11 protein-coding genes and 1 pseudogene are annotated in these 11,703 nt (G+C 59.7%); 3 read left to right on the top strand and 9 right to left on the bottom strand.

Annotated features, from left to right (window positions below; all coding sequences use genetic code 11):
- Positions 1 to 101: 101 nt before the first annotated feature.
- Complete coding sequence (locus HDC30_RS26840; RefSeq protein ID WP_183785877.1) at positions 102 to 905, bottom strand: SirB1 family protein; 804 nt, start codon at positions 903 to 905, stop codon at positions 102 to 104.
- A gap of 172 nt (positions 906 to 1,077) precedes the next feature.
- Between HDC30_RS26840 and HDC30_RS26835 the strand changes: the two genes are divergently transcribed.
- Complete coding sequence (locus HDC30_RS26835) at positions 1,078 to 2,097, top strand: Glu/Leu/Phe/Val dehydrogenase dimerization domain-containing protein (RefSeq protein WP_047597781.1); 1,020 nt, start codon at positions 1,078 to 1,080, stop codon at positions 2,095 to 2,097.
- A 181-nt stretch (positions 2,098 to 2,278) separates the two neighbouring features.
- On the opposite strand, the pseudogene HDC30_RS26830 reads toward HDC30_RS26835, so the two are convergent.
- From HDC30_RS26830 to HDC30_RS26810, 5 genes and pseudogenes are all read right to left on the bottom strand, one after another.
- Positions 2,279 to 2,533, bottom strand: a pseudogene (locus HDC30_RS26830) (YebG family protein); the annotation flags it as partial.
- 188 nt (positions 2,534 to 2,721) lie between these two features.
- Positions 2,722 to 3,492, bottom strand: a complete 771-nt coding sequence (locus tag HDC30_RS26825) for an SDR family NAD(P)-dependent oxidoreductase (protein WP_183785875.1) — start codon at positions 3,490 to 3,492, stop codon at positions 2,722 to 2,724.
- Positions 3,493 to 3,505: 13 nt separating this feature from the next.
- Positions 3,506 to 4,654 carry an NADH:flavin oxidoreductase gene (locus tag HDC30_RS26820; RefSeq protein ID WP_027610889.1) on the bottom strand — a complete coding sequence of 383 codons (1,149 nt, stop codon included), beginning with the start codon at positions 4,652 to 4,654 and terminating at the stop codon, positions 3,506 to 3,508.
- Positions 4,651 to 5,895 carry an AfsA-related hotdog domain-containing protein gene (locus HDC30_RS26815; RefSeq protein ID WP_183785874.1) on the bottom strand — a complete coding sequence of 415 codons (1,245 nt, stop codon included), beginning with the start codon at positions 5,893 to 5,895 and terminating at the stop codon, positions 4,651 to 4,653. The genes HDC30_RS26820 and HDC30_RS26815 overlap by 4 nt, the downstream gene beginning before the upstream one ends.
- Positions 5,896 to 6,051: 156 nt before the next feature.
- Positions 6,052 to 6,606 carry an acyl-homoserine-lactone synthase gene (locus HDC30_RS26810; protein ID WP_027610891.1) on the bottom strand — a complete coding sequence of 185 codons (555 nt, stop codon included), beginning with the start codon at positions 6,604 to 6,606 and terminating at the stop codon, positions 6,052 to 6,054.
- A 155-nt stretch (positions 6,607 to 6,761) separates the two neighbouring features.
- On the opposite strand from HDC30_RS26810, the gene HDC30_RS26805 reads away from it, so the two are divergent.
- Together HDC30_RS26805 and HDC30_RS26800 are read left to right on the top strand one after the other, a co-directional pair.
- Entirely contained in the window at positions 6,762 to 7,481 is a 720-nt protein-coding gene (locus HDC30_RS26805; RefSeq protein ID WP_183785872.1) for an autoinducer binding domain-containing protein, read from the top strand.
- A 325-nt stretch (positions 7,482 to 7,806) separates the two neighbouring features.
- A complete protein-coding gene (locus HDC30_RS26800; RefSeq protein WP_003221775.1) occupies positions 7,807 to 8,307 on the top strand; it encodes a phosphate-starvation-inducible protein PsiE in 501 nt (166 codons plus the stop codon).
- Here the strand turns inward: HDC30_RS26800 and HDC30_RS26795 are convergent.
- From HDC30_RS26795 to HDC30_RS26785, 3 genes are all read right to left on the bottom strand, one after another.
- Positions 8,304 to 8,621 carry a DUF3509 domain-containing protein gene (locus HDC30_RS26795; protein ID WP_007968083.1) on the bottom strand — a complete coding sequence of 106 codons (318 nt, stop codon included), beginning with the start codon at positions 8,619 to 8,621 and terminating at the stop codon, positions 8,304 to 8,306. The two genes, HDC30_RS26800 and HDC30_RS26795, sit on opposite strands and share 4 nt — an antisense overlap.
- 304 nt (positions 8,622 to 8,925) lie before the next feature.
- Positions 8,926 to 10,227 carry an HAAAP family serine/threonine permease gene (locus HDC30_RS26790; protein ID WP_027610893.1) on the bottom strand — a complete coding sequence of 434 codons (1,302 nt, stop codon included), beginning with the start codon at positions 10,225 to 10,227 and terminating at the stop codon, positions 8,926 to 8,928.
- A gap of 86 nt (positions 10,228 to 10,313) precedes the next feature.
- Complete coding sequence (locus tag HDC30_RS26785) at positions 10,314 to 11,690, bottom strand: L-serine ammonia-lyase (protein WP_183785870.1); 1,377 nt, start codon at positions 11,688 to 11,690, stop codon at positions 10,314 to 10,316.
- Positions 11,691 to 11,703 lie beyond the last annotated feature (13 nt).

Here is an 11,703-nt window from a genome sequence, read left to right as displayed (position 1 = left end):
GCTCTGCCGAGTGGCATTCACCCTGATGAAGAATCAGGGCGAATACCGATCAGTTTGAGATTCTAGGGTTGCTGAGCAACATAGAATCTCCCACACAGGGATTAGTGGACCACGGAATTCGGAGGCAGGTGCCCGAGCCGTTCAGTCAGACGCAGGCGCTGGATCGGATCGTCGCTGAGCAGCAGCGCATGTTCCAGGTCGAAGCGCTCGGCGTTCGGGCAATCAAGCCGTTGATACAGGCTGGCGCGGGCCAGATAATCGGCGGCGCTGGCACCGCCCAGTTCCAGCACGCGTTCAGCATCGATCAGCGCGGCGATGTAATCCTCATGGGCCAGATGCAACTGCCGCAGGTTGCGTGACAGGCGCTGGAGCATCTGCTCTGGGCTGGCGGTGGCCAGATGGTCGGCATTGAGTTTGAGGTGCGCGCCGTACTGACGTTGCAACAACTCGCGACAGTCATTGGGGTACAGCCGCCGACCGCCGCAGGGATCCAGCAGGTGATCTGCACCGGGCACCCGCAGCAGGAAATGCCCGGGGAAGTTCACCCCGACCAGCGGAATCTCCAGACCACGGGCCAGTTCCAGAGCAATCAGGGACAGGGTCAGCGGCTGGCCGCGGCGGGTCTGCAACACTTTGTGCAACAACGCGACCTGTGGGCGTAGCGGCAGAAAATCGTCCTGAGAGAAGCCCAGATCATTCAACCGCCGCAGCAACGGTTGCGCCAGTTCGCTGACTGGCAGCATTGGCAAGCCGTAGCTGACGCGCTGTTGCAGCTCCTTGAAGTCCTGTTGCAGCGCTTCTACATCGAGGCCTTTTTCGTGCTCGGCAGCCATCCACAGCGCCGCTTCGAACAGCGCGGGCGGTGAACGGTGCAGACAATCGAAAAAGCGTTGGCGCGGACTCATCGAAATCTCCGGGGAATGCCTCGTTTTAGCCCCGTCCGCGCCATTCGTCCAGTACCGGCCAGGTTATGCCGCAAAGTCGCCGTCGAAGCGGGCGCTTATTCCGGTGCGCTTCAGCAATTTTTGGGCGCAAGCCTATACTGGCGTCTACCAGAAGTGATTCGGGAGCCTGCCGATGTTCGCTCTCATGCAAAGCACTCGCCTGGAATCGCTGCACCTCAGCGTTGACCCGGTCACCGGGTTGAAGGCGGTCATTGCCATTCATAACAGTCGCCTCGGGCCTGCCCTGGGCGGTTGCCGTTATCTTGCCTATCCCAACGACGAATCCGCAGTCGAGGATGCCATACGCCTCGCGCAGGGCATGAGCTACAAGGCGGCACTGGCCGGGCTCGATCAGGGCGGCGGAGTGGCGGTGATCGTGCGCCCGGCGCATGTGGAAAACCGCGCCGCGCTGTTCGAAGCGTTTGGCCGCTGCATCGAGCAGCTCGACGGTCGCTACATCACCGCCATCGACAGCGGCACTTCGGTGGCGGACATGGATTGCATTGCCCAGCAGACCCAGCATGTCACCAGCACCACCTCGGCCGGCGACCCGGCGCCGCATGCGGCGATGGGCGTGTTCACCGGGATTCGCGCTACCGCCATGGCGCGGCTGGGCAGCGACAATCTTGAAGGCTTGCGCGTGGCGATTCAGGGCTTGGGAAACGTTGGTTATGCACTGGCCGAGCAGTTGCACGCGGCAGGCGCCGAATTGCTGGTCAGCGACATCGACCACGGCAAGGTGCAACTGGCGATGGAACAGCTCAACGCGCATCCGATCGCCAACGACGCCTTGCTCAGTACACCCTGCGACATCCTTGCGCCGTGCGGCCTCGGCGGGGTGCTCAACAGTCACACGGTGACGCAACTGCGCTGCTCGGCGGTGGCCGGTTCGGCGAACAATCAACTGACGCATCTGGATGTGGCTGATCAGCTGGAGCGGCGCGGGATTCTTTATGCGCCGGATTATGTGATCAATGCGGGCGGGTTGATTTATGTCTCGCTCAAGCATCGCGGCGAAGAGCTGGGGACAATTACTGCGCACCTGTCGAAGATCAGTTCGCGGCTGACCGAGGTGTTTGCCCATGCGCAGGCCGAGAAGCGCTCACCGGCGCGGGTGGCGGATGAGTTGGCGGAAAAAGTCCTGTATCGCTGAAAAGCAAAAGATCGCAGCCTGCGGCAGCTCTTACAGGGAATACGCATTCCATATGTAGGAGCTGCCGCAGGCTGCGATCTTTTCGATTCAAACGTTGTTACTTGGCAGCTTTCGCCGCTTTTGCCGGTTTGACCGGTGCTTCATCGGATTCTGCCGGCCCAGTCTCTTCAGCCACTGGCTCGGCCGGTGCATTGATCAGCTCCGACAGCGCATCAGGCTGGCTCTTGAAGGCCTTGGCGAACACATCGCGGTTCTTCGCCATGTAGATCCCGACTTCTTCAACCTGTTGCTCGTTCAGCGACGGCACGGCTTTTTGCAACACTTCGGACAGCATCTCGGCCAGTTCGAGCATTTTGTCATGACGGTCAGCTTCGGCTTTATCCATGAACAAGCGCTCCAGATCTCGGCTGCTGCGGTATACCACTTCGACGGCCATTCACCACCTCACATGCCTTCACATTTAGTTGTCTTAGCGACTACTGTATTTATATACAGCGAAAGGATAAGCGAATCCCTGCGCTTTGGGTAGTGGCTTTTCAATGTAGACCGGATTCGGCATTTTTCCTGATGCACGCGCCTCAAACAAAACGACCCGCACACGGCGGGTCGTTGGTTTATTTGATTTCAGAACTTGCCGCTGGCGTAACCCCCATCGATGGGCATGATCACACCCGTGACGTAAGCGGATTGATCGCTGAGCAGCCAGAGCACCGCGTTGGCCACTTCGTCCGCCGTGCCGAAGCGTTTCATCGACGTCACGTTGATTTTGCGCTGGGTGTTTTCCGGTGCGGCTTTCAGGCGTGCCTCGCTGTTCATGCCGCCGAGGATCGGCCCCGGGGCGACCGCATTGACGCGAATGCAGCCGCCGTCTTCCAGCCGCGCATTCTCGATCGACGCCACCTGGGTCATGCCGTTGATCGCCTGCTTGCTGGCGACATAGGCGACCTGGCCGCCAATCGGTACCACGCCGGCGCAGGACGAGGTATTGACGATGGCCCCGGTGCCGCGGTCGAGCATCAGTTGCAGTTCATGGCGCATGCAGTGGTAGGTGCCGTTGACGTTGATGTTCATCACCTTCATCCAGTCGTCCGGGCACGATTGCGCGAGTGCTCCGTACTTGGCAGTCACGCCGGCATTGTTGAACGCGCAATCGAGGCGGCCGTAGGCCGAACGAATGGTCGCGAACGCCTGCTCGACCTGCTCCGGATCACCGACATCGCAGGCGATGAAACGGCAGTGTTCACCCAGCCGATCGGCCAGCGCCGCGCCTTTTTCCTCGTCCCGGCCGAACACGATCACATCGGCGCCAGACTTGATCAGGCGTTCGCTGACGGTTTCGCCAATGCCGCTGGTGCCGCCGGTGACCAGGCAGACTTTTCCCAGAAAATCGTACATATGTCGCATCTCCTTATGCCAACGCGGGGCGTAAATATTTCGGGTTTACGCAGCAATACACCCGATCCAGTCGCGGATTGCTTTTGTCACTGAAGCACTGGCTGTCCCATCGGCATTTGTGGATGTCAGCGGAGCGGCCCTGCAGGGTTTTATTGATCAGGTCGTTGTCGGCAAACAGCGCCCGCGACATCCCCACCCAATCACATACGCCGTCGGCGAGCAACTGCTCGGCCTTGTCCAGACCGTCGATGAAACCGGCGTAACCCACCGGCACTGTCGACACCGACTTGATTGCCCGCACTCCGGCTTGCAGGTAGTGGTCCATGGTCTCCGAATGCACGATCAACTGGCCGAAGGTCGCGCCCATGCACATCGAACATTCCAGCGCGGCAACGCCGGCCTGACAGAGCGCCTGCACGGTTTCCTTGAGGTCCGGATATTGCAGCCCTTCAGCGCCCAGACGGTCGTCGATGCCCAGACGAATAGTGACGATCAGTTGGCCCTGGGTGCGCTCGCGGATGGCCTTGACCACGTCGAGCAACAGTCGCGCACGGTTCTCTTCGCTGCCGCCATATCGGTCGGTGCGCTTGTTGGTGTGCGGCGAGAGAAAACTGCTCAGCAGGTAGCCGTTGGACGCCTGCAATTGCACCAGACGTGCGCCGTTGGTCCAGGCCAGCCAGGCGGAATGGGCGAACTGCTCGATCACCAGGGCGATGTCGCTTTCGTCCATGATCCGCACGCGATAATCGGGATCAAGTTTCGACACGCGCGGGCAGGGCACGCCGCTCGGGGTCAGCACGGCAACGCCGGTGTGGGTGGTGGTGCCCTGACCGCCGTAATGCTGCAGTTGCACACCCACCGGCGTGTTGACCTGCTCGGCCATCGCGAACATCGCCTTGAGCGATTCGCCCTGCTGCTGTTCGAACAGGCCGAGCCCGGTGCTCTGTAAACGCGACTGCGGCGAGACCGTGGCGTTGCACAGAAACGCCATGGAGCAACCGCCCTCCATGATGCCCTGATAGAACTCGATCATGGCGGGCGTCACACACCCGCTGTGATCGGCCAGGTCCACGCCCATCGACGCGAAGAACAGCCGATTGCGCAACTCCAGCCCGCCGGCCAGCCGCAGCGGCTCCAGCACGTGGGGATAGCGCGGCATCATGCTTCCTTCCTTTGTTCGGGCATCGCCGAAGCTTGGTCGAAGGTCATCCACAACGGTTGGCCGAGGACGGGCGTCGGAACCGGGGCGGTTTCTTCGTGGGAGAAGTAAGCGAACTGTTTGAGCACTTCGCGCCACTTGAAGCGCAACGGCGAATCCAGCTCTGCCAGGTGCAGTTTGAGCGTGCCGGCCTTTGTCGCGTCGCTGGCGTGCAGCGATTGCAACGGCAGGCTGATCATCCCTTCGTTTTCCAGGTACAGGTAGACGTGTCCGCGCTCGGAAGCCTCGAGCGGGCTGTCGCATTGCACTTGCAGGCCGGCCATCGACAGCAGCTCAAGGCGGGCGGAGAGGTGACGACCTGAATCCAGGCGCACCAGCACTTCATGGCGTATGCCCTTGAGCGGACGGAACCAGCAGGCGGGGTCGATGTTGATATTCCGCATGCGCTTGAACACCGGCATCTTGATCACTTCACCGTGCAGGCGAATGTCGGCCACCAGCTCGCCCCGCTGGAAGAATCGCGCACGCTTTTCGACCTTGCGCGCCCGCGGCTGGGCCATGCCTTCGTAGTCGCCAACCAGCACATCCACCTGAAACGAAGACTCGGTGTAACGGGGAAAACTCGACAGCAGATCAACGATGGAAATCGACACCTCACCGCGGGCATAACCGCTGTGCTCGTAGAACTGCGCGTACATGGCCTGGCGTGCCGCTTCGATCAGCATCAGGCCGGGCACGTGCTCGTGGTGCTTGCGGTAGAAAAAGTAATTGGCGGTGTCGTTGAACAGGGTGAAATAGAGCAGACCCTGCTGCGGGCAGCCGTCCAGGTTTTTCAGGACATCATGTACCTGCCGGCGCTGATCGAGGCTCAGGCCGTTGCCGCAACCGAGCAGTCGAGCCAGTTTGGCCTCGGTGCTTTCCAGCACCCAGATGCCGCTGAGGATCAGGTGGTCGGTGGCCTTTTCGTAATTCGTCAGCAGTTCCGGCAGACAGTCCGACAGGCCTGCCTGTTCGAGCTCTTCCAGGTCAATGATGGTTGGCAGCGAGCGCAGCACCAGACGCTCGCTGTCGAGCCGATAGGCCTGATTGACGATCTCCAGATCCATTGGATCAAGGTTCGCCCGTTGCACGACGGCGGCCGGCAGCCAGGCCGGCAGCAAGTGGTGAGCGTCGTAAATCAGCACGTCGTCATCGTGGCCCTTGTGGACGATGTCTTTGGCAACTTTCCTGTGCATGTCGATCATGATCATCCCTCTGTGTTGAACGTTGGTTGTAAGGCAGTTGCTATCCATGGCGTGAAATCGACCCACACCGAAAGGTGCTGCTCGACGCGTGTCAGCAGCTTCAGTTGATGTGTTTTCTTGTTTTCTTGTTTTCTTGTTATCGAGTGTCGGGCAGGGTTACTGCACCGTGATGTAGCAGGCGCCCAGGGTTCGGTTGTCCAGAACCTGCAGCGGCGCCAGCCATTTGTAGTCGATGCCGCCACGTCTGAGCAGGCGTCCGATGGCAACCGGGGACACTGACACCAGATGTGAAACGCCGCAGGTTCGGGCGTACTCCAGCGTGGCCATGAACAGGCCGACGGTGTTTTCGTCGGACATCATCTGTTCGTTTTTGCCGCCCTCGGCATCGAGGTCCAGTGAGGTGAAGCGCGACAGCTCCCAGATGTCATCGCCGCACGGGGCAGGCTTGTCGCCGAGCAACGAAGTGAATACTTCACTCAGCAGATACGGCTGGGTGGTGGGCAGCAGGCGGGCGCATCCCTTGATGTTGCCGTCGTGTTCTTCGGCGACGATGTAGTGAGTGCCGCTGTGATCAAATTGGTCGAACTCGAAATCGTCCGGCGTGGATAATTGCCAGCCGAGGCGTTCGACGAACACCTGATAGCGATATTGAGCCAAGCGTTGACGCTTTAGTGTCGTCAACTCGTCATAACGTCCTGACAAGTAATCCATCACAGATTCCGTTTAGTGATTGGTTGGGTGGCGATTAAAGTGCACACTGCGCTCGCATACTACCTGTCACCCTTGACAGCTAGCGGAAACATTTGGAAATATGCTAGGCATGTTGGCAAGAGGCCGACAGCATTAACTGTGGGAAAGGAATCTCTATGTCATATTGGCAGGCTGAACTGTTGGAAAACGCCATGTCTGCAACGGATGTCGAGTTGTTGTTCGACAGTATCAAGACCGTCGCCAGGCAGTTGGAGTTTGATTATGTGGCTTACGGGTCACGCCGGCTTTTCCCCATCACCAAACCCTGTCTTTTTCTCGCCAATAATTATTCGCCCGCCTGGCAAGCTGCCTATTCCGCCAATCGTTACCTGGACATCGATCCTTACGTCCAGCGCGCAATGCGCAGCGTGAAACCGGTGCTGTGGGACGCTGAACTCAAGGCTCAGATGCCCGAATTCTGGCAGGATGCGCAGGCTCACGGGCTCTCGGAGGGCTGGGGGCAGACGCTGCTAAACAGCGAAGCTCAAGGGCTGGTGACCTTTGCCCGGGGCGGCGGGACGATCACCGCGCAGGAACTCGAAACCAAACAGGCGCAGCTGTCCTGGCTGGCCCAGATTACTCACCTGGGGCTGACGCGCCTGCAGATGCGCGGCGCCGATTCGGTGCTCCCGGTACCGATAGAACTGTCGCAGAGGGAAAAGGAAATCCTGCAATGGACCGCTGACGGAAAGTCATCGGACGATGTTTCGGTGATCCTCGGTATCAGCAAAAGGACAGTAAACTTCCATATTAATCATTGCCTGAAAAAACTCGGTTGCCAAAACAAGATCGCCGCTGCAGTTAAAGCTTCGCTGATGGGCCTGCTGTGGAAATAATTACCCTGATAATTTATTGGATAACTAACTGGTGAATAACCGGAGTGTTTGTGCGCGAGCTCACAGATTTTCCCGATTAATAATATTTCATTTATAAGCTAATGCCTTTTCAAGCGTAACGAATTCATCAAGAAACTTCAGTTATAGCGTCACAAACATTCCTGACGACGGTGCCTGTTCAACGGTGCGACCAAACGCCACGGCGCAGGTTTCATGCCGGCTCGCCATGATGCGTGGCCTCGTTTCTGCATGGCGCATAGCGCATACGGAAAACCGTCACGTCCAACCGGCATCATCCGCTCGCATCGGGCTAAGGAACATCATTGTGAAAATCAACTGGGCCGAGAAACTGCGGCAAAACGTGCATCAACTGGCCGAGTCCCTGGGCAACCTGTTCGTCGAGACCTTCCACTACCTGGCGCTGTTCGCCATTGGTGCGGTGACCGCATGGGCGGCGGTGATGGAATTTCTCGGCATGCTCGAAGAAGGCCACATCAAGATCGATGACATTCTGTTGCTGTTCATCTATCTGGAACTGGGGGCAATGGTCGGGATTTACTTCAAGACCAACCACATGCCGGTGCGCTTCCTGATCTACGTGGCGATCACTGCGCTGACTCGCCTGCTGATCTCCAACGTCTCGCACCACAACCCGCCGGACATGGGCATCATCTACCTGTGCGGCGGCATTCTGCTGCTGGCGTTCTCGATCCTGGTGGTGCGTTACGCCTCGTCGCAATTTCCGTCGGTGAAGATCGAAAAACCGCAACGCAAGCTCGGCGCCGGCTCCGGTGAACACCCCGAGATCGAGAAGGGCGAGCTTTAAAGCCCCATCGACGGCCGAGGCTGGCCGTTGCTCTGCTGCGGTGGCGGAGGCAGCCCGTCGCCGCTGGTCATCGCTTCAAGGATCGCCATGGCGCTGTGGCCCTGTTCGATGGCGATGCCGAACTGAATGCTTTGCACCAGCCGCTTGAGCCGTACCGGATCGTTGCGCTGTTCGGCGCTGATCATCCGTTTGGCGACGATTCGGCCGCTGTTGGACAGGGTCAGCATGATGCTGCCGTCCAGCCCCTGAATGCTCAGGTTGATCTGATAGTCCGGCGCGAAGGCATCGGTAATGATCTGAAAAGGGTTGTCCATGATGCGTCACCGCCTGATTGAACGTGCAGTTGTTGACCGGCCGTGATCGGGTTGGTTCGCAATACCTGATCATCGGCGATTCCGTGGCCTGTGTTGTTGCTTTATGTGGGAGCTGCCGCAGGCTGCGATCTTTTGCTCTGCAGCGTCTTGATGTGCGTCATGCAGATCAAAAGATCGCAGCCTCGTTGCACTCGACAGCTCCTGCACAGGTCATAGCAAGGGCTGTGCCGGGAAAATTGTTGGACAATGGATACGGCATAAAAAAGGCGAGCACATGGCTCGCCTTTGTCATTTGTGGCCCGTTTCAGGGCAGAACCGAGTAGATGATCGCCGACAGTGCAATCAGGCCGATCAGCACCACGAACACGTTGGACGCCTGTCCCGAGTACTGGCGCAAGGCTGGCACACGGCGGATGGCGTACATCGGCATCAGGAACAACAGGCAGGCAATCACTGGCCCGCCGAGGGTTTCGATCATGCCGAGGATGCTCGGGTTGAACGTCGCCACGGCCCAGCAGCTGAGGATCATGAACAGCGCGGTCGCACGGTTCAGCCAGCTCGCCGACATCACCTTGCCACGACCGCGCAGGCTCTTGACGATCATGCCTTGAAAGCCTTCGCTGGCGCCGATGTAGTGGCCGAGGAAGGATTTGGTGATCGCCACCAGCGCGATCAGCGGTGCGGCGTAGGCGATGACCGGGGTCTGGAAGTGGTTGGCCAGGTACGACAGGATCGAAATGTTCTGCGCCTTCGCTGCTGCCAGATCGGCCGGCGACAGCGCCAGTACGCAGCTGAAGCAGAAGAACATCACCGTCACCACCATCATCCCGTGGGCCATGGCGAGGATGCCGCTGCTCTTGCGTTCGGCCTCGGCGCCGTAACGCTGTTTCTGGTCAACCGCGAACGCCGAGATGATCGGCGAGTGGTTGAACGAGAACACCATCACCGGGATCGCCAGCCATAGGGTCTTGAGGAACGTCGACAGCGGCATCGCTTCCCTGGCGCTGGCGAAGAACGCGCCGTTCCAGTTGGGGATCAGGCTCAGGCCGAGCAACAGCAGCGCGGCGACGAACGGATAAACCAGCACGCTCATGGCTTTGACGATCACATTCTGCCCGCAGCGCACGATCGCCATCAGGCCAAGGATCAGCACCAGCGACAGGATTGCCCGAGGTGGCGGCGCGATGTGCAATTGGTGTTCGAGAAAGCTGCTCAAGGTGTTGGTCAGCGCAACGCTGTACACCAGCAGAATCGGGAAGATCGCGAAGAAGTACAGCAGGGTGATCAGCTTGCCGGCACCGATGCCGAAATGTTCTTCAACGACTTCGGTGATGTCGCCCGAACGCCCGGACAAGACGAAGCGGGTCAGGCCCCGGTGGGCGAAAAAGGTCATCGGGAACGCCAGCAACGCCAGAATCAACAATGGCCAGAAGCCGCCGACACCGGCGTTGATCGGCAGAAACAAAGTGCCGGCACCGATGGCGGTGCCATACAGACCGAGCATCCAGGTGGTGTCGGATTTGCTCCAGCCCTTGTGGGCTATTTCGGTGTTGCGTGTGCGATCTACAGCGGGATTTTCGGCAGCAGGTGTACGTACATCGGTCATCGTTTTTGCCTCGTTATTATTTTTGCTCGGGCTCACGGTTGGCGGGCCGCAAGTTGCGGCCCGCCGGGACGGTCAGGGAACGCGCGTCAGCATTCCACCCAGTTCACAGCCAGGCCGCCCCGTGAAGTCTCTTTGTATTTGTCGTGCATGTCGGCGCCGGTATCGCGCATGGTGCGGATTACCCGGTCGAGGGAAATGAAGTGTTTGCCGTCGCCGCGCAGGGCCATTTGCGTGGCGTTGATCGCCTTCACGGCGGCGATGGCATTGCGTTCGATACACGGCACCTGCACCAGGCCGCCGACCGGGTCGCAGGTCAGGCCGAGGTTGTGTTCCAGGCCGATTTCAGCGGCGTTTTCCAGTTGCTCCGGGGTTGCGCCGAGCACTTCAGCGAGGCCCGCCGCGGCCATGGCGCAGGCCGAACCGACTTCGCCCTGGCAGCCGACTTCGGCGCCGGAGATCGAGGCATTTTTCTTACACAGAATGCCGACGGCGGCGGCGCCCATGAAGAAAGCGACCACGTCATCGTCAGACGCGTCCGGATTGAATTTCATGTAGTAGTGCAGCACCGCCGGAATGATCCCGGCCGCGCCGTTGGTCGGCGCGGTCACCATGCGCCCGCCAGCAGCGTTCTCTTCGTTGACGGCGAGGGCGAACAGGTTGACCCACTCCATCGCCGACAGCGTCGAACTGATGACATTCGGCTTGCCGATTTCCAGCAGGCTGCGGTGCAATTTCGCCGCGCGGCGCGGCACGTTCAGCCCACCGGGCAGGATGCCTTCGTGGCGCAGGCCCTGTTCGACACACTCGCGCATCACCGACCAGATGTGCAGCAGGCCGTTACGGATTTCAGCGTCGCTGCGCCAGGCCCGTTCGTTGGCCATCATCAGCTCCGACACGCGCAAGTTGTGCTGCTTGCACAGGCTCAGCAGTTCGGCGGCGCTGGAAAAATCGTACGGCAACACCACGTCGCCGGCCGGCGCCACACCGGACTCGGCTTCCGCCGCTTCGATGATGAAACCGCCGCCAATCGAGTAGTACGTTTGCGTAAACAGCTCGGCGCTTTCGCCAAAGGCTGTCAGCGACATGGCGTTGGGGTGGTAGGGCAGGCTTTCGTCGAGCAGCAGGAGATCGTGCTGCCAGTTGAAGGAAATTTCTCTCTGGCCGGCAAGTAGCAACAGGCCGCTTTCGCGCAGTTGCTGGATGCGTGGATCGATGGTCGCCGGATCGATGCTGTCCGGCCATTCGCCCATCAGGCCCATGACCGTCGCGCGGTCGGTGGCGTGGCCGACGCCGGTGGCCGACAGCGAACCGTACAAACGGATTTCCACGCGGCGCACATCGTTGAGCAACCGTTGATCGATCAGCGCCTGGGCGAAGGTCGCGGCGGCGCGCATCGGGCCAACCGTGTGGGAGCTGGACGGGCCGATGCCGACTTTGAATAGATCGAAAACACTGATAGCCATGCTAAACCCTTAC

The organism is Pseudomonas sp. JAI115, from assembly GCF_014200835.1.
Classification (GTDB): domain Bacteria; phylum Pseudomonadota; class Gammaproteobacteria; order Pseudomonadales; family Pseudomonadaceae; genus Aquipseudomonas; species Aquipseudomonas putida_A.
The sequence above is the reverse complement of the archived record's forward strand: the minus strand, read 5'-3'. Positions and strand labels throughout refer to the sequence as shown.

Coding starts and splice junctions, on each gene's coding strand:
- HDC30_RS26825 (WP_183785875.1), bottom strand. CDS start 3,492: ATGTACGATTTTCTGGGAAAAGTCTGCCTGGTCACCGGCGGCACCAGC.
- HDC30_RS26805 (WP_183785872.1), top strand. CDS start 6,762: ATGTCATATTGGCAGGCTGAACTGTTGGAAAACGCCATGTCTGCAACG.
- HDC30_RS26820 (WP_027610889.1), bottom strand. CDS start 4,654: ATGATGCCGCGCTATCCCCACGTGCTGGAGCCGCTGCGGCTGGCCGGC.
- HDC30_RS26815 (WP_183785874.1), bottom strand. CDS start 5,895: ATGATCGACATGCACAGGAAAGTTGCCAAAGACATCGTCCACAAGGGC.
- HDC30_RS26835 (WP_047597781.1), top strand. CDS start 1,078: ATGTTCGCTCTCATGCAAAGCACTCGCCTGGAATCGCTGCACCTCAGC.
- HDC30_RS26810 (WP_027610891.1), bottom strand. CDS start 6,606: ATGGATTACTTGTCAGGACGTTATGACGAGTTGACGACACTAAAGCGT.
- HDC30_RS26785 (WP_183785870.1), bottom strand. CDS start 11,690: ATGGCTATCAGTGTTTTCGATCTATTCAAAGTCGGCATCGGCCCGTCC.
- HDC30_RS26795 (WP_007968083.1), bottom strand. CDS start 8,621: ATGGACAACCCTTTTCAGATCATTACCGATGCCTTCGCGCCGGACTAT.
- HDC30_RS26840 (WP_183785877.1), bottom strand. CDS start 905: ATGAGTCCGCGCCAACGCTTTTTCGATTGTCTGCACCGTTCACCGCCC.
- HDC30_RS26790 (WP_027610893.1), bottom strand. CDS start 10,227: ATGACCGATGTACGTACACCTGCTGCCGAAAATCCCGCTGTAGATCGC.